Origin of the sequence: Fontisphaera persica, from assembly GCF_024832785.1 — a bacterium.
GTDB classification, from domain to species: Bacteria; Verrucomicrobiota; Verrucomicrobiia; order Limisphaerales; family Fontisphaeraceae; genus Fontisphaera; species Fontisphaera persica.
On record NZ_CP116615.1, the window covers coordinates 95551 to 112266 of the forward strand.

General features: G+C 62.0%; 13 protein-coding genes and 2 pseudogenes. 7 read left to right on the forward strand and 8 right to left on the reverse strand.

Annotation, left to right across the window (positions count from 1 at the left end; genetic code table 11):
- The first annotated feature begins 104 nt into the window (after positions 1 to 104).
- The 6 genes and pseudogenes from NXS98_RS00410 to NXS98_RS17835 form a co-directional block, all read left to right on the forward strand.
- Positions 105 to 1115, forward strand: coding sequence for an AAA family ATPase (locus NXS98_RS00410; protein ID WP_283846478.1), 1011 nt, complete (start codon positions 105 to 107; stop codon positions 1113 to 1115).
- A gap of 28 nt (positions 1116 to 1143) precedes the next feature.
- On the forward strand, positions 1144 to 2262 hold the full coding sequence (locus tag NXS98_RS00415; protein WP_283846479.1) for a DUF58 domain-containing protein: 1119 nt from the start codon (positions 1144 to 1146) through the stop codon (positions 2260 to 2262).
- Complete coding sequence (locus NXS98_RS00420; protein WP_283846480.1) at positions 2259 to 4223, forward strand: transglutaminase TgpA family protein; 1965 nt, start codon at positions 2259 to 2261, stop codon at positions 4221 to 4223. The genes NXS98_RS00415 and NXS98_RS00420 overlap by 4 nt, the downstream gene beginning before the upstream one ends.
- Entirely contained in the window at positions 4207 to 5205 is a 999-nt protein-coding gene (locus NXS98_RS00425) for a DUF6807 domain-containing protein (RefSeq protein ID WP_283846481.1), read from the forward strand. The genes NXS98_RS00420 and NXS98_RS00425 overlap by 17 nt, the downstream gene beginning before the upstream one ends.
- A 599-nt stretch (positions 5206 to 5804) precedes the next feature.
- Positions 5805 to 6236: pseudogene (locus NXS98_RS17830) on the forward strand (PAS domain-containing protein); the annotation flags it as partial.
- A gap of 12 nt (positions 6237 to 6248) precedes the next feature.
- Positions 6249 to 7055: pseudogene (locus NXS98_RS17835) on the forward strand (sensor histidine kinase); the annotation flags it as partial.
- On the opposite strand, the gene NXS98_RS00435 reads toward NXS98_RS17835, so the two are convergent.
- The 4 genes from NXS98_RS00435 to lpxC all read right to left on the reverse strand — a co-directional run bounded on the left by NXS98_RS00435 (position 6970) and on the right by lpxC (position 11236).
- Positions 6970 to 7665, reverse strand: coding sequence for a hypothetical protein (locus NXS98_RS00435; protein WP_283846483.1), 696 nt, complete (start codon positions 7663 to 7665; stop codon positions 6970 to 6972). The pseudogene NXS98_RS17835 and the gene NXS98_RS00435 overlap by 86 nt on opposite strands.
- A gap of 577 nt (positions 7666 to 8242) precedes the next feature.
- Positions 8243 to 8884 (reverse strand): ABC transporter permease, encoded by a 642-nt coding sequence (locus tag NXS98_RS00440; RefSeq protein WP_283846484.1) that lies wholly within the window; start codon positions 8882 to 8884, stop codon positions 8243 to 8245.
- Between the two features lie 63 nt (positions 8885 to 8947).
- Positions 8948 to 9718 (reverse strand): acyl-ACP--UDP-N-acetylglucosamine O-acyltransferase, encoded by a 771-nt coding sequence (gene lpxA / locus NXS98_RS00445; RefSeq protein WP_283846485.1) that lies wholly within the window; start codon positions 9716 to 9718, stop codon positions 8948 to 8950.
- A gap of 120 nt (positions 9719 to 9838) precedes the next feature.
- Positions 9839 to 11236 carry a UDP-3-O-acyl-N-acetylglucosamine deacetylase gene (gene lpxC / locus NXS98_RS00450; protein ID WP_283846486.1) on the reverse strand — a complete coding sequence of 466 codons (1398 nt, stop codon included), beginning with the start codon at positions 11234 to 11236 and terminating at the stop codon, positions 9839 to 9841.
- A 134-nt stretch (positions 11237 to 11370) separates the two neighbouring features.
- Here lpxC and NXS98_RS00455 point away from each other — a divergent pair, with 134 nt between their 5' ends.
- The gene (locus NXS98_RS00455) at positions 11371 to 11937 is read left to right on the forward strand and encodes an anthranilate synthase component II (RefSeq protein WP_283846487.1); all 567 of its coding nucleotides are present in this window, start codon (positions 11371 to 11373) and stop codon (positions 11935 to 11937) included.
- Positions 11938 to 11953: 16 nt separating this feature from the next.
- On the opposite strand, the gene NXS98_RS00460 is transcribed toward NXS98_RS00455, so the two are convergent.
- From NXS98_RS00460 to NXS98_RS00475, 4 genes are all read right to left on the reverse strand, one after another.
- A complete protein-coding gene (locus NXS98_RS00460; RefSeq protein WP_283846488.1) occupies positions 11954 to 12877 on the reverse strand; it encodes a tyrosine recombinase in 924 nt (307 codons plus the stop codon).
- A gap of 34 nt (positions 12878 to 12911) precedes the next feature.
- Complete coding sequence (locus NXS98_RS00465; protein ID WP_283846489.1) at positions 12912 to 13802, reverse strand: phosphoribosylaminoimidazolesuccinocarboxamide synthase; 891 nt, start codon at positions 13800 to 13802, stop codon at positions 12912 to 12914.
- A gap of 60 nt (positions 13803 to 13862) precedes the next feature.
- Entirely contained in the window at positions 13863 to 15707 is a 1845-nt protein-coding gene (locus NXS98_RS00470; protein ID WP_283846490.1) for a right-handed parallel beta-helix repeat-containing protein, read from the reverse strand.
- 168 nt (positions 15708 to 15875) lie between these two features.
- Positions 15876 to 16646 (reverse strand): endonuclease III domain-containing protein, encoded by a 771-nt coding sequence (locus tag NXS98_RS00475; protein ID WP_283846491.1) that lies wholly within the window; start codon positions 16644 to 16646, stop codon positions 15876 to 15878.
- Between the last annotated feature and the right edge of the window lie 70 nt (positions 16647 to 16716).

Sequence of the window (16716 nt, forward strand, 5' to 3'; positions counted from 1 at the left end):
GCCACGCCATCCCATCCCCCTCGCCGTTTTGGGCAGGGCGGTGGTTTTGGCATTTTTCAATCGGCCTGTTTCATGTTACCTTAACCCGGCGATTGGTAAATATCTTGAGCACACAACCTGCATCCGCGGCATGGGGGGCGGCCACGCGCACCGCCACCAGTGATTCCCCGCGCGCCCGACCTGGGACGCACACTGAAACGGTCCGCCAACTGGTCCAGAGTGTCAGCCAGGCTTTTTTGGGGAAGGAGGAGGTGGTGAGCCGCGCCGTGCTGACCTTGATTGCCGGTGGGCATGTGTTGATTGAGGATGTGCCGGGCGTGGGCAAAACGCTGCTGGCCAAAGCGCTGGCCCGCTCGCTGGCTGCTGAGTTCAAGCGCATCCAGTTCACGGCGGATTTGCTGCCTTCGGACATTACCGGGGTGACCGTATTTGCGCCGGAGCGGCACGAGTTCACGTTTCGGCGCGGGCCGGTATTCACCAACATTCTGCTGGGCGACGAAATCAACCGGGCCACGCCGCGCACACAAAGCAGCCTGTTGGAGGCGATGGAGGAGGGGCATGTGACGGTGGACGGGGTGCTTTACCCGCTGCAGACTCCCTTCTTTGTTATCGCCACGCAAAATCCCATTGAACTGGAGGGCACTTATCCGCTGCCGTTTGCGCAGATGGACCGCTTCATGGCGCGGCTGAGCATTGGTTACCTGGAGCGTGCCGCCGAGGTGCGCATGTTGCGGGAACAGCAAACCTTTGAGCCGCTGGAGCGCGTGACGCCCGTGTTGGATTGTTATGGGCTGACGGTCATTCAAGCGGCGGTGCGCGAGGTGCGGGTGGAGGAATCCCTGGCGGGTTACATCGTGGACATCGTCAATGCCACCCGCCAGCACGAGGCTTTGGAACACGGGGCCAGTCCGCGCGGCAGCCTGGACATGCAGGCGTACAGCCAGGCCCTTGCCCTGCTGGCGGGGCGCAATTATGTGTTGCCCGATGATGTGAAGGAGGCGGCGCGGGTGGTGCTGCCCCACCGGTTGATTGTGCGCAAAGGCACCCGGGCCGTGCCGCTGGGCGCTCCGGCGGTGGTGGAGCGGATTCTGGAGGCTGTGCCCGTCCCGGTCTAGGATGGCGGGCGGCAGCGAAGTCCTCAACATGCGGTTGACTTCCACAGGTGCGCTCATGGGGTTGGCCGCGCTGGCCTTTGCGCTGGCGGCCATGACCTCGCAGTCCGGGCTGCTGGTGTTGTTGTCCGGGCTGGTGCTGGGGTGCCTGGCGGTCAACGCGCTGCGCGCGTGGCAGACTTTGCGGCACTTGCAGTTGGTGGCGCCGCCGGTCAGTCACGCGGAGGAAAAACGGGTGCCCACCGAGCCGTGGGTGGTCCACCACACCGGCCGGTACCCGGTTTCCTTGATTCAGGCGGTTCATCCCGCAGGCATGTTGTTTGAGGTGGCCTCGCTGGCAGCGGGTGAGAAACGGCATGTCGTCCCCCAATTTTCCCTGGCGCGCCGCGGGGTCTATCATTGGAAAGAGGTCCAACTGCAAACGGCGCATCCCTTCGGCCTGGTCCGTGCCCGCCGGCGTTTGTCCCTTGCCGGTGAATTGGTGGTTTTCCCCGCGCTTTATCCGGCGGAGTCTCCGGTGGCGGCCGGCTACGATGCCATGGTGGGCGGCAAGCATCGCGGATCACGCCGCATTGCCAGCGGGACGCATTTTGCCGGCGTGCGTCCCCTGCAGGCCGGCGATGCCTTCAAGCAAATTCACTGGCCTTCCAGCGCCAAAGGGCTGGGGCTGATGGTCAAGACGTATGAGGAAGAACTGGCGGGCCGCATTGCGGTGTTGGTGGACCCCGGCCATTCCGGCAGCCGGGAGGCGGCCGATGCCTGCGTGCGCGCGGCGGGTTCGCTGTTGTTTGCGGCCCTGGACGAGGGGCATCATGCCGAATGGATTGCATTGGGCACGGAGCAGGTGGAATTGGTGCCGCCTTTTTCCGATGGGCATGAGCTGCTGGACGCCCTGGCGCGTTTGCCGTTGACCCCTGGCGGATTGACGCCGCTTCATTTGCAGGAGGCTGCCGCCAAAATCTCGCCGCGCAGCGCGCTGGTGCTGGTGGTTACCACGGTCAATGAGGCCGTCGTGCACGCTGTGAACGAGTGGGTGGAGCGGCGCCGGGTGGTGACCGTGTGCGTGCCAGCCCCCGCCCGGCAATGGCCGCCCCTGCCCGGCGCTTTGGTGTGGGAGTATGGCGAAGATTGTCTGACCCCGGCCGCATGAAATCCGCGCGCAACCAGCTCGTATTGCTTGGGCTGCTCTGCATGGGCCTGACGTGGAACGATTGGGTCATGCCCGGTTTGTATGCGCTGCTTTGGGGCTTCTGTCTCCGGGCGGGGCGGCGTCCTATTCACCTCGGGCCGGCGGGGGAGGCGCTGTTGCTGGTGGGCGGGGCTTTTGTGGGGCACACGGTGGCGCGCTGGCTGGGATATAGCGCCCATTTTGCCATTGGGCATGGCCTCGCTTTTCTTCAGCTTGGACGGCTGCTGCGCCCGCTCAATCGGCGGGAGCAATGGTTTTCGCTGTTAATTGCGCTGTTTCACCTGGCGGTGGCGTGCACCTTTCTTTTCGATTACCGTTTCCTGGCCGTGGTGGCGGCGGCCGTGTGGTGTGTGCCGCGGGCCCTGGCGGAGCTGGCGGCGGAGGGGGGCCTGGCTCCGTCTTATTCCCGCCCGCCGGCGCGTCTGCTGGGCCGTGATGCCGTGCTGATTGCGCTGGTGATGGTGGGGTTGTTTCTCCTTTTTCCCCGTGGATGGATGAGTGGCGGGATGCGCTGGCGGATTGGCCGCGCGGGCGATGAGACCACCTTGTTGGACACCGTGATGGACCCTGCGAGCCGGGCGGGCGGCGGCGGACAGCGGATATTATTTCAAATCCGGGGCGAGCAATTGGGATATTTGCGCTGTTACACCCTGGCACATTTTGACGGCCAGCGCTGGCGGATTTCCACGGAGGATTATCGCTGGCGGTTGATTGAGGCCGGCGGACCCGAGGACCTGCCAGCCAGTGCGCTCGAGCGCCAGTTGCGCATTAAAAATCCGGCATTTCTGGGGCGCGTGCTGCCGGTGGACGGCCATGTGCTCCGCCTGCAGGGCACGTTTTTCCACCGGGCTTACGAGACGCGGCAGGGCATGGTGGAAACGGATGTGGTCTTTACTCGACAAAACAATTTTTGCACGTACTGGATACGGCGGCCGGCGCCGTGGCGGGCGTTGCGTCCGGCGGACAGGACCGCCTTGCTGTGGCATCCGCCGCCTTCGCCCCGCCTGCGCGAGTGGCTGGATGCCGTGCTGGCGGGCGAGACGAATGCGTACCAACAGGCGCGGTTGTTGGAGAAACACCTGGAGACCCATTACACCTATGATTTGGGCGCGCCGGAGTTAAATCGCTTGAATGCGTTGGAGGATTTTTTATTTCAACAGCGGCGCGGGCATTGTGAGCGGTTTGCCGCGGCCCTGGCCCAGTTGCTGCGGGTCCAGGGCATCCCCAGCCGGGTGGTGATTGGATACCTGCCGCGCACACGGAATCCTCTTTCCGGCTGGTATGACATCCGCCTGCGCGACGCGCATGCCTGGACGGAGGCCTGGTTTCCCGAGCGCGGTTGGGAGCGTTTTGATGCCACCCCAGCGTCCACACTGCCGCCACCCTCGGCATGGAGCGACTGGCTCGAAGCGCTGGACTTTGCTTGGTATGCCCATGTGGTGAATTTTGACCGGGCCAGCCAGAATGCCCTGGTGGACACCCTGGCGCAGGCCTGGCAAACGGCCTACGCGACTGTGCAGACGTGGCTTCGCCGCAGTGGCGGCTGGCTCTGGGGTGGGGTGGCGCTGGCGGTGGGAAGCCTGTTGTGCCTGCGCTTCTGGCAGCGCCGGAGCTGGCGGGGCTGGCGGCGGGCGGCGGCCCAAGACGCTGAATGCGCCCGTGCCCTGGCGGGCCATTACTACGGGCGCATGTTGCGGTTGCTGGCCCGGCGGGGACTGCGCCGGCAGCCGCATCAAACTCCTCTGGAATTTCTGGAGACCCTGGCGGGCGCCCGGTTGCCGGATTATGCCGAGGCGGTCCGCATCACCCAAACTTTTTGCCTGACCCATTACGGTGGCCAGCCTATGATGCCCGAAACTCAGCGGGAATTGGACGATGCGCTCAAGCGCATGGAGGCCACACAATATGCGGCAAAAATGTGAAGGCGAGCGAGCACCCGCAAGGGCTGCGCTCAGGAAGCTGGTCTTGGGATGGAGTTTGGCGCTGTGGATGCAGCCGGCGGCGGGGCAGGTGGCGCTGCCGTCGGCCAAACCGGTGCCTGCCTTGCAGGCGCTGCCGCTGCCGTTGGAGCAAATCAGTTTTGAATTTCAAGGCCGCGAGCTGACCCGCTACTATTACGCCCAGCATGTGCCACGCCCCTTTCTGTATCCCGTCAACGGTCCTGCGGGCCGCTCGCTGACGCGCATGGGGCATCCGCGGGACCCGCAATCGCACAAGCATCACAACTCGGTCTGGGTGTCGCATCAAAATGTGAATGGCGCGAATTTTTGGGAAGATGTCGCCACCAATCAGATTGTGCACCTGGCCGTGGAACGCCTGGAGGACGGCGCCGAAACGGCGTATGCCGTCGTAAGGAATGAATGGCGCTCCGGCGGCCTGCCGCTGCTTAGCGAGCGCCGCCGGATTACCGTGCAACTTCTGGGCCGTGGTGAATGGTTGTTGGTGTTGGACCTGCGCTTCGAGCCGGTCAAAAATCCCGTCACCCTGGGGCAGACAGCCTTCGGCTTTGTAGGCGTGCGCATGGCCAAAACCCTGGGCGTGCGCGATGGCGGCGGCCTGATGCGTAATTCCGCCGGCGGGGTAAATGAAGCCGGGTGTTTTCGTAAACCGGCGCGGTGGGTGGATTATTCCGGCGCCGTCACGGACACGGCCCGGGAGGGAATCACCTTGATGGACCATCCGTCCAACTTCAGCCATCCCACGCCTTTTCATGTGCGCGATGACGGCTGGATGGGCGCCGCAGCCACCTTCGGCGGAGAGCGGGTGATTACCTCTGAAACCCCGCTGGAGCTGCGATACGGTCTGTATATCCACGCGGGCATCCCCGAGGCGGCGGAGATTGACAAAGTGTACGAGAGGTTTGTGAAAATGCCACGGCCGGATTGGCGCGAAAAGGGACGTTGAGTGGGGGAGCGGAGAGGAGGAGGCGCATGGCGGGCATGGGTATGACAGCAGAAAAAACCCTGATGGCACGGGAATTTCCGCGCCGTCTTCTCCTGGCTGCGGCGGGTTGCTCGGTGGCGTTGCTGCTGGCGGCCCTGTGGAATCTCAACCGGGAGGCGCGTTTGAATCGGGAGCTGGCCGAGAGCCTGCAGGGTGAGACGGCGCTGGTGGCGGACCTGCAGCACTTGAATCATGAGCTGAGCCAAATGGCCTGTTTTGCGGTTTTACGCGGCAGCGCAGCTGCGGTGGAAGCTTACAATGGGCGTGAAAACGAGGCGGCCCAGCGCCTGGCGGAGGTTTCCCGGCGGATGCCCTGGCTGTACCGGCAAATTCCTGTCCGCCGGCTGACCACGGTGGAGAAGCAGGCCATGGAATTGGCCCGCCAGGGCGCGGTGGAGACGGCTCAGCGGTTGCTGGCCGGCGACGAGTATCAACACCAGTTGCAGGCGTATAATCTGGCGTGGCACCGGCTGCGGGATACCTTGGCCGCCCACCACCAACAACAATGGCAGCATCGCCTGCAGCAGAGCAACCAGACGATTTTGCTCCTGGCCGCCGGCATGGCGGTGCTGACGGTATTCTGGTGGCTGGTGTTTCGCGATTTGCGCCAATTTGTTGCCCTGGCCTCCCAGCGTGAGGCGGCCTTGCGTGAAAGTGAGGAGCTGAACCGCACGCTGCTGGCCAGCCTGCCGCAGCGCGTGTTTTACAAAGACCGCCAGCTTGTTTTTCGCGGGGTCAATGCCGCCTTTGCGGCGGATTTGGGCAAGAAGCCCGAGGAAGTGGTGGGGCGCAATGACTTCGACTTTTTCCCGCGGGATTTGGCGGAGAAATATCGGGCGGATGACATGCGGGTGATGCAGGAGCGCAAACCGGCGACCCTGGAGGAGCGCAATGTGGCGATGGGCCGCGAGCGCATTGTGGAGGTGGTCAAGGCGCCGGTGATTGACGCCACGGGCCAGGTGATTGGCCTGGTGGGACTGTTCACGGACATCACCGACCGCAAGCTGGCCGAGGCCCGCCTGCATGAATACGCCCGCCGCCTGGCCCAAAACAACCGGGAGTTGCAGGAGTTTGCGTATGTGGCCTCGCACGATTTGCAGGAGCCGCTGCGCAAGGTCCGGGCCTTTGGCGACCGCCTCCAAGCCAAGTGTGGCGACGCGTTGACTCCCGAGGGCAGGGATTATCTGGCCCGCATGCAGAATGCCGCGGTGCGGATGCAGATGCTCATCGAGGCGCTGCTGGCCTATTCGCGGATTACCACCAAGGCCAGGCCGTTTGAAATGGTGAAACTCGCGGATATTGCCCGCGAGGTGCTGGGGGACTTGGAAATTCGCATCGAGCAAACCAATGCCCGCATCACCGTGGGCGAACTGCCGGAAATCCAGGCGGATCCCATGCAAATGCGGCAGTTGTTGCAGAACCTGCTGGGGAATGCCCTGAAGTTTCACCGCCCCGGCGTGCCGCCGGAAGTGCAGGTGACCGCCAAAGTGTTCACCGCCGCCGAAGGTGCGGCGCACGGGGTTTCGGCTGCCTTGCTGGCCGATTATCCGCCGGAGACCTCCCTATGCCAGATTTGCGTGCAGGACAATGGCATTGGGTTTGATGACAAATATGCCGAACGCATTTTTGGCGTGTTTCAGCGTTTGCACGGGCGCGGCGACTACGAAGGGGCGGGCGTGGGGTTGGCCATTTGCCGCAAAATTGCCGAGCGTCATGGCGGTGAAATCACCGCCCGGGGGCGGGTGGGAGAGGGCGCGTGGTTTTGGGTGACCTTGCCGGTGCGTCATGCCGTGGACATTCAGAAACAGTAATACTTAAAGGCAGAACGCGGCGATGGTTTCCCTTCGGCGGCAACTTGGGCTGTTGGCGCGAAGCGCCGCCTCCCAGATTGCATACGCTCAATGGGTGGAGGATGTGCAGTTTTGGGGGATGGCTTGGCAGCTTTTGCAGCAGCGAAAACAGATCCATCCACCAAGGCAGGGGTGCTTCGCCATGACGATGTTGCAGGGCGAGGGTGCGGAAATTTTGCCTTACCTGCTGGCGGCCATGCAGTCCCAGCACGATGCTGGCAGGTAAGCTAAAGAAAAATAATAAGGAATAAAGCAATTCCACTCGTGGTAGTGGTTGCTGGTGGAGGTAAGCGATCCAGAGCAGGGCCAGGTATAAAAACGACGCTAGAGTCCAAGGCACCCCTAATATCAAAATGATCGCGTGCAAACCGCCATTTAACTGACGGCGGCTGCACAGTCCCTGCCACAGCCCGACCCACCCCAATGCCCAGCAATCCAGCAAGCCCATGAACAACAATCCGCCAAAAAGCAACCCAAAGTGCCACCGCTGCGAGGGAAGGGATTCTCTCCAGTCCCCGGCGGTGTCGCTAAAATAAAACATGAACAGCACCAGCGCCACCAGCGCCAACAAGGGCTTGGCAAACAGAACCCGCAAGGCCTGCCAGTGACTGGCGAGATAATGGGAGGTCTGCAATGGCGTGCCGAGGAGGGGCTCCATTTCTTCCAGACGGGCTCGCGGGCCAGTCCTTGCGCGCTTTCAATAGCCAGCGTAATTTTGAATAACGCCAGGGCCATCCATGCCATCCAAGCAAAGTCGAGACTCGAATCTGGACCTTCCAACCAGAGCGCTATGGCAAAAACACGGCGAAAATGCTCACGGTGGCCCAAATGACAATATTCTTGTACCACGGGCGGACAATTATCCAAACCAGGGGGCCTGGGCAAACCAGCGTTGGTGAACACGCTGGCGATACTGTGCCGGGCCAAACAACAACCAATGCCGCAACCGGGTCCCCAGCGAAGATGGGCGGGCTGGCCGTTCCTGCCACAGACGGCTGGTAAAAAACAAGCTGAAATAATAAAGAAGGCCGTCAGGCCCATTTGCGTCAGCACCACCATTTCCCATGTGGGTTTAAAAGGAAAAGCGCCCCGAAACGCTATGAGGCCAGGGTAGGCGAATCCCATCGCGACCAAGGGACTGCACATCATTAACAACTCGCCGGCCTGGAGCAGCAAGAGTGCGGCTGTGGGGGATCGTATGGATTGGTAGCGATGCCCTGCAATAAGAGTCCGCCAAGGCAAAGAAATACAAGCAGGAACAAGGCCAGACCGGTGGCTACACGGCCATTGCGGAAGAGAGACGAAGCAAAGAGACCTGCGGCCAAAGACAGCAGCATGGTGCACAACAAGGTGGCGGCCATTTGCCACACTTGTCGAAAGGTGATGCCGCCCATTAAGACTGGCAGCATCAGGAGCGGGAGGGTGGCCACCAAACCGCTCAAGGCCACGATGGAATGGGAGACGAGTTTGCCCAGCACAATGTCGAAACTGCGCAGATCAGTTAAGAACAACAACCCCAGCGTATGCTCCCGTTTTTCCTTGCTCAGGCAGTCGGAGGTTAGGACAAAGCCGCTGAGCAGGGCGTAAAAGAAGGTGATCCAGGCCGTGGTGTGAAAGATGTACATGCCCTGTTCGTGCTGATCCAACCTCGCCCCCTCACTTCTAAAAATAAGAAAGACTACGCAGAGCACCGCCACGGGGACCAGCAAGCGCCGAGAATAAGTGGCTGGCCGCCGGCTGAACACCAGCAGTTCACGGCGTTCGATGGGAAACCAGACCATCGCCTTCATAAAACGGCGGGCCTCCGGCCGCTCAGGCGCGGAGGGGTGGCGGCTGGGGCGCACTCGCCGGCCTCAAGGCCGCGCGATGCCCCTTTCGCTGGCACGCACAAACGCCACCAAATGCGCTATTTCCGGCAAAGGCGGCAACTCTTTTTCAATTTTCTCCAGCGCATTGGAGACCGTCAATCCTTCCCGGCACAAAATCTTGTAGGCCTTTTTGAGGGCGCTTTGGGCTTCCTCGGATACGCCGTTGCGCTCCATGCCCACCTTGTTGATGGTGCGCGCCACGGCGGGGTTGCCGTCGGCCAGCATGTAGGGCGGGATGTCCTGCACCACCTTCGAGCAGCCGCCAATGATGGCCATGCGGCCGATGCGACAGAACTGGTGCACCGCAGCCAGGCCGCCGATGACGGCATGGTCCTCGACGGTTACGTGTCCGGCCAGCGTGGCCACGTTGCTCATGATGATGTGATTGCCCAAAGTGACGTTGTGGGCAATGTGGCAGTAGGCGAGAATGTGATTGTGAGAGCCGATGACGGTGGTCTCGCCGTCGCCGGTGGCGCTATGGACGGTGACGTACTCGCGGAAGGTGTTGTGGTCGCCGATGCGGGTGTAGGTGGCGCCGCCCTTCCATTTGAGGTCTTGGGTTTTTAATCCCAGCGAGGCGAAGGGAAAGATTTCGTTGTTGCGTCCCAGGGTAATCCGGCCATCCAGCACCACGTGGCTGTGCAGGTAGCAACCGTCGCCCAGTTCCACGTGTTCGCCGATGATGCAATAAGGTCCAATGTGGCAGTCAGCGCCAATTTTGGCTTTGGGATGAATAATGGCGGTGGGATGAATCATGGTAAAAGCAATGCCCGTAAAAAGCTGCGTGGCCGCGGGGGGCAGGCTTTCCCCGGGCACGCTGATGTGAAGGCATGGTTCATGCAGTTGTTGCGGATAGGCGGCGGAATGCCCTGGGGTTTATTTGTTGTCCACCAACATGAAGGTGACTTCGGCCTCGCTCACGACGTCGCCGTCCACCAGGCAGGTGCCTTTGGCCTTGCCGATTTTGCCGCGCATTTTCAGCACTTCCACGTCAATGGTGAGGACATCGCCGGGGCGCACTGGTTTGCGCCATTTGACATTCTCGGCGGACATGAAATAGGCGAGTTTGCCGATGTTTTCGGCCTGGCGCATCATCAGGATGCCGGCCACCTGGGCCATGGCCTCCAGTTGCAACACGCCCGGCATGATGGGGTGCCCGGGGAAATGGCCTTCAAAATAGAACTCGCCGATGCTCACATTTTTCACGCCCACGACGCGGTTGCCTTCGATTTTGATGACCTTGTCCACCATCAAAAACGGGTGCCGGTGCGGGAGGATTTGCATCACCTGCATCACATCCAGGGTGGCGCCATCCTTGACCAAATCGGGGGAAGGCCCGGCCTTTTCTGCCGGCGCCTCCTTTTCCTTGCGCGCGGCGGGGGCGGGTTTTTCCTTTTCCGCCTCGGGCGGCGGGGGGGTGAACGTCTGCACGGCCTGCAAGGGCTTGCGCATCTGGGCCAGGATGGCCTTGCCCAGCTCGTTATTGGCGGCGTGGCTGGGCTTGACGGCGACGATGTGCGCCAGCAAGGGGCGGCCCAGCAGGGCCAGGTCACCCACAATATCCAGCATTTTGTGCCGCACAAATTCGTTAGTGTAGCGCAGCGGCTCATTGGTCAGCACGGCGTCGTCCCGGATGATGACCGCATTTTCGAGGCTGCCGCCCTTGATTAATCCGTTTTTGAACAGCAGCTCAATTTCCTCGAAGAAACAAAAGGTGCGGGCGTGGGCCAGTTCCTTTTCCCAGGTTTCCGGGGTGATTTCCACGCTGTAATACTGGGTGAAGCGCCCGTGTTTATCGGCGCTGGTGCAGGTGATTTTGAAGGTGTCGTGGGGAAAGGCCGCCATGAAGGTGTCCCCCAGTTGCAACTCGATGGGCGCTGCCAGGCGGTAAGGATCGCGCTGCTCGGGTTGGGGCGCGAGGCCGGCCTCATGAATCATCCGCACGTACTCGCGCGCGCTGCCATCGGCAATCGGCGGCTCGTTGGCGTCCAGTTCTACAATGGCATTGTCCACGCCGCAGCCGGCAAAGGCGGCCAGCACATGCTCCACCGTGTGCACCTTGGCATTGCCCTTGGCAAGGGTGGTGGAGCGCAGGGTATCGCTCACCTGCTCGAGGCGGGCCTCAATTTCCGGCCGGCCTTCCAAATCCACCCGCCGGAAGCGAATGCCGGTGTTGCCGGGAGCGGGCAAAAAGGTCATGTTCACCCGGTTGCCGCTGTGGAGGCCGATGCCGGAGAACGACGCGGATTTTTTTAGCGTTTGTTGTTGCGCCATGCACGGGCAGTTAACAAAAACCGGGCGTGCTTGGCAAGGATGCCGTTTGGCGGCCCGGGACCCAGACCGCATGCACTCCACCGTTGCGCGGGGGGCGTTCCTCCACTAAGCTTGAGGCGGACGGAGCAGGCGGCATGATGCTGGTCATAGACAATTACGATTCGTTCACGTTCAACCTGGTGCAATACCTGGGGGAAATGAAGGTGCCGATGCGCATTGTGCGCAATGACCAGATTACCCTGGACGAGGTCGCAGAATTAAAGCCCGAGCGCATCCTGATTTCCCCCGGCCCCTGCTCGCCGCGGGAGGCCGGCCTGTCCAACGACATCATCCGCACGTTTGGGCCGAAAATACCGTTGTTTGGAGTGTGCCTGGGGCACCAGTGCATTGGCCACACCTTTGGGGCGCGGGTTATTGTGAATTACCGGATGATGCACGGCAAGGTGTCACCCATTCATCACAATGGGCGCGATTTATTTGAGGGCATGCCCAATCCCTTCCGCGCCACGCGCTACCATTCACTGGTGATTGAGCGGTCCTCGCTGCCGGATTGTCTGGAAATCACGGCGGAGTCGGACGAGGGCGAAATTATGGGGGTGCGGCATAAGGAATATCCCATCTGGGGGGTGCAGTTTCATCCCGAAAGCATTCTCACCGAGGAGGGCCGCCGGCTGGTGGGCAATTTTTTGAAGCTGGGCTGAGGCGGGGGATTGCCGCTCAGGCGCGCGGGTGGAAGCGGCGGTGAATCTCCCGCAGTTTGCTGGCGGCGACGTGCGTATAAACCTCGGTGGTGGCGATGTGGGCGTGGCCCAATAATTCCTGAATGACACGCAAATCCGCGCCATGTTCCAGCAGGTGAGTGGCAAAACTGTGGCGCAGCATGTGGGGCGTGATGCGCCGCTGAATGCCCGCCCGGCGCACGCATTGCCGGATGCGCCACCACAGGGTGATGGGGGAAAAGGCGGTCCCGCGCTGGGTCAGAAACACCTGGCCGGGGGATTTGGGGGTGACCAGCTCCGGGCGCCCGCGGTGGAGGTAGTTTTGCAGGGCAGCGATGGCCATCTCGCCTACTGGCACCACCCGCTCTTTGTTGCCCTTGCCGATGACGTTGATAAAACCGGCCTCCAAATGGAGCTGCTCGAGGCGGAGGGCGCATAATTCGGCGCGACGCAGGCCGCAGGCATAGGCCAGTTCCAGAATGGCGTGGTCACACAGGGCGCGGGGACTGGCCGGCTCCGCCGGCGCTTTCAGCAGACGCTCAATTTCCGCATCCGACAAGGCCTTGGGCAGCCGTTGCCAGCGGCGGGGCAGCGACAGGGATTCAGTGATGTTGGCGGGCAGGTGTTTTTCCTGCTCGGCCCAGCGATAAAAGGCGCGCAGGGCGGCAATGGCCAGGTACACACTTTCCGGCGCCAGCCGGCGCGGCGAGTCTTTGGGTTCGGTATGGAGGGGCCGGGAGCGCTCGTGCTCCAGATAACGCATCAAGTCGGGCAGCTTGACCTGACGCCAGTCACCCAGGCCCTCCTTTTCGGCCCAGTTGACGAAAGCGCCCAGGAGTGCGGCATAGGTGCGCTGGGTATGCTCGGCCATGCCGCGCTCCAAGCGCAGGTGCATGAGAAAATCTTCAACCAGCGCTTGCATGGCGGCGGGGACCCTGGCGGGCAGGGCAGGGATTTTAGAGCTCGCGGCCCGTCAGGCGGCGGTAGGCTTCCAGGTATTTGGCCTGGGTTTTCTCGACCACCTCGGGCGGCAACATGGGGCCGGGCGGGGTTTTGTCCCAGTCGAGGGTTTCGAGGTAGTCCCGGACGAATTGCTTGTCAAAGCTGGGCTGGCCGCGGCCCGGTTGATACTGGTCCGCCGGCCAGAAGCGGGAGGAATCCGGGGTGAGCACTTCATCAATCAAGATTAGCTGGCCTTCGTACAGGCCAAACTCAAACTTGGTGTCGGCAATAATGATGCCCCGCTGGCGGGCGTAGGCGCGGGCGTGGGTGTAAATCTTCAGGCTCAGGTCCCGTACTTTTTCAGCGATTTCACGGCCCACGATTTGAGCGGCCTGCTCGAAAGAAATGTTTTCGTCATGGCCGGTTTCGGCCTTGGTGGCGGGGGTGAAAATCGGTTCGGGCAGCTCGCTTGATTCCTGCAGTCCCGCCGGGAGAGGGATGCCGCAGACGGTGCGCGAAGCCTTGTACTCCTTCCAGCCGGAGCCGGCCAGATAGCCGCGCACGACGCATTCAATGGCCAGCGGTTTGGCCTTTTTGACAATCATGCTGCGCCGCTCCAACTGGGGCGCATAAGCGGCCAGCGAGGTCGGCAGCGGGTCGCCCGCGCGCAACACCCGGTGGTTGGGCACCAGCGACTCGGTCTGGTCAAACCAGAAATGCGACAATTGGGTGAGTACTTCGCCCTTGCGGGGGATGCCGTTGGGCATGATGACATCGAAGGCGGAGATGCGGTCGGTGGCCACGAAAAGCAGGTGTTCACCCAGGTCAAACACCTCGCGTACTTTGCCGCTTTTCAGTTTTTTGACACCGGGCAGGTCAATGGTCAGCAATGGTTGAATAGCCATGCGCCGAATATGCTAATGCACGAAAAAAGTGCAACAGCGAAAAACAGCGGCAGCCATTTTTTAGCGGCCGTAATCGCCGCGGGGAAGGCGTCCCGCCCGGGAGACATCCACTGCGCCAATGCCCAGGGCATGGGCGGGGGATTGCGGGTAAAAGCGGGCGTTGGGCTGCCAGAGGTTCTGGAGCAGGGGGCGGTTGGTGGAGACGCCCGGGGGCGGCTGGGTGGCGGTTTGCCGCGCGGTGTACTGTTCGAGGGTCACCCATTCGTAGCGGCCGCTCTCGGCGAAAAACAAGTTGTTGCTCCACGTGGTCACGGCTTGCATACCCTCCACGCGGATTTTGCCGGTGGCGTATAGCACATTGCGCTCGAGGGTGAAGCCGGTGGAGCGGGGAAAAGTGATTTTGGCATCACCCAGGACCATGAAGAGGTTTTGGCGGATGGTGTTGTTGGTGGCCATGTGATTATGTGAGGGCCAATGGACGCGAATGGCGACGTTCGACTCCACCACGCAACCGGAGCTGCGTTCATCCAGGTAGTAGGCGGAGGCGCCATAGCCGCCGGTGTCCACAATGTCCCGCGCCAGATTGCCGCGCAGCACGCAGTTGGAGGCCGCAAACATGTAAATGGCTGCGCCATCGTGCAGCACTTTCATGCAATCATAAATCAGGTTGTTTTCCACCAGGTTGGAGAGGCCGCCGTAATTGATGGCGGAGTAGGAGCAGTCATGCACTTCGTTATGGGCGACGCGGTTCTGGCGTCCGCCGCGGTAGATGCCAATGGCGCTGGGATAGGCGCGGCCAATGCCGTGGATATGATTGTTGAGGATGACTGAGCGTTCGCCGCCCACATACACCCCGCCGGCGCCGCAGTCGGTAATCTCGCAATTTTCCACGCGCACCTCGCGCGTGAGGCCGCCGCTCTTGATGGCGTGGCCGGCCACGCCGGCAATTTTCAAGCTGTCCATGGTGCATTGCTCCACGTGTTGCAGTTGAATGGCGCCGGGGAAGGCTTCCGCCGCAAAGCCACCGGAAATCAGCGGCACCGTGGTGGCGCTGAGCGCCAGGCGCCGCAATACCACGCCGCGGACTGGTTTATCCCGTTCACCCCGCAGGCTGATGATGGTGGTTTGGGTGGGGGCCACCACCTCCAGTTGGGCCATGGTTTCGCCTGGTTTGGGCCAATAGACCACCCGGTGGCGCGCGCGGTCATGGTACCAGTTGCCCGGGGTCAGCATGCCTTGCTCGATGTTCCACAACACGTATTTTTGCACGCCAAACGCCCCGGGCGGATGGCCGGTTTTCGGGGACAATTTCAAAATGCGGTTGGTGGGGTCATGCGCGGCAATGCCCACGCAGGATTCATCCCACATGTGATAGACGGTGATTTCCGCGTTGCCTGTTTCCAGCCAGTTGCCGACGTCTCCCTTGCGGTATTGGAGGGTGGTCAGTTCTTCTTCGGTGGGCGGGCGTTGCCAGCCGCCGCCGGTGGTGGACATCCAAGGCACTTTGAAAACGCTTTCATGCGGCAACGCACCGGTGGAGGGATAGCGCGCCCGGGGCCGGGCTTCGCCATTGACCAGCAGAAGCCGGATTTCCCAAGGTCGGCCGCTGGGTGAGGGCGGCAGCGGTGCGGCCTGGAACTTGCCGTCCGGCTGCCAATTGGTGAGCCGGATGCCGCCGTAGAGCAGGGGAGGAGTTTGGCCGGCGCCTTCCACCACCAACCCGGCATCCTGCGGACCCAGCGTGACGGCCACGTTGTAGTAGAGGCCGCTGTGCACCAAAATCCGGTGTGGGCCGGGCATCTGCCGTGCGGCCGCCACGGCCTCCGGCAGGCTGCCCAAGGGGCGTTCGGCGCTGCCGTCTCCTGCTCGTGCGCCGGCGGCCACGTGCCAATCTCGCGCGGGCAAGCCAGGGGCAAGAAGCATCGCTGCCAGGCCAAGCGGGAATGCCCGGCGCGCACCCAGGGAATGAAAGAGGGCATGGATATGCATGGGGATGAATATGGAGGAAAATTGGGGGCAGGAAAAGTTGGAGTTCTCAAAAACGGGTGAGATTTTTATGACGAGCCGACCATATCATTTTAACGGCCGGGGTTTTCCGCCGGGTAAAAATTCGCGCAGGGGGCATTGGTCGCAGCGCGGGGTTTGCGCCAGACAATAATGTTTCCCCACCATGACCAGTTGGGCGTGGTAGTCCTGCCACAAATCCAGGCGCTCCTTTTCCGGCCCATGACTCAGCGCATTTTCACAGAGGGCCTTGAGGGATTCGTACTCTTCGGCCGTTTGCGTTTTGCCGTGGTGCCGGTGGGGGCGGGGAGGCTGCCACCAGGCGTGGCGGATAAAAATGCGCTTGGTGTAGGCGTCCACCACAAAGCTGAGATGGCTGCCGGCATAAAGCAGCATGCTGTCGGCGGTTTCGCGGCCGATGCCGTAAATGGACAACAGCCGGGCGCGCACCGTGGCGGTGCTGCCAGCAAACAGGCGGGTTAAATCGCCACCATAATCGCGGACGAGCACCTCCAAAAACGCCCGCAACCGTTTGGTTTTGAGGTTGAAGTAACCAGCGGGGCGAATGAACTGCGCCAGGCGGTCCGGGGGCAGGGCCAACAATGATGACGGCTCCAGTGGTACGGCTTGTTTGAGATTGGCCATGGCGCGCTCCACGTTGGACCAGGCGGTGTTTTGCGTCAGGATGGCTCCCACGCAAACCTCAAAGGGTGTTTCCCCCGGCCACCAGTGTTGGTGCCCGAAGTGGGCGCGCATCCGCGCATAAGCTTGTCGCAAGGCCGCGTCGGGGTGGGCCTTGCCGGGGAGGGTGGCGGCAGGTTGAGGTTCGTTGTTGCGCACGCGCGGACGCTAACAAGCTGGGCGGGCGGGGTCAATGGTGCGGCCGCCTGGTGAAACGGGCGGACATGAC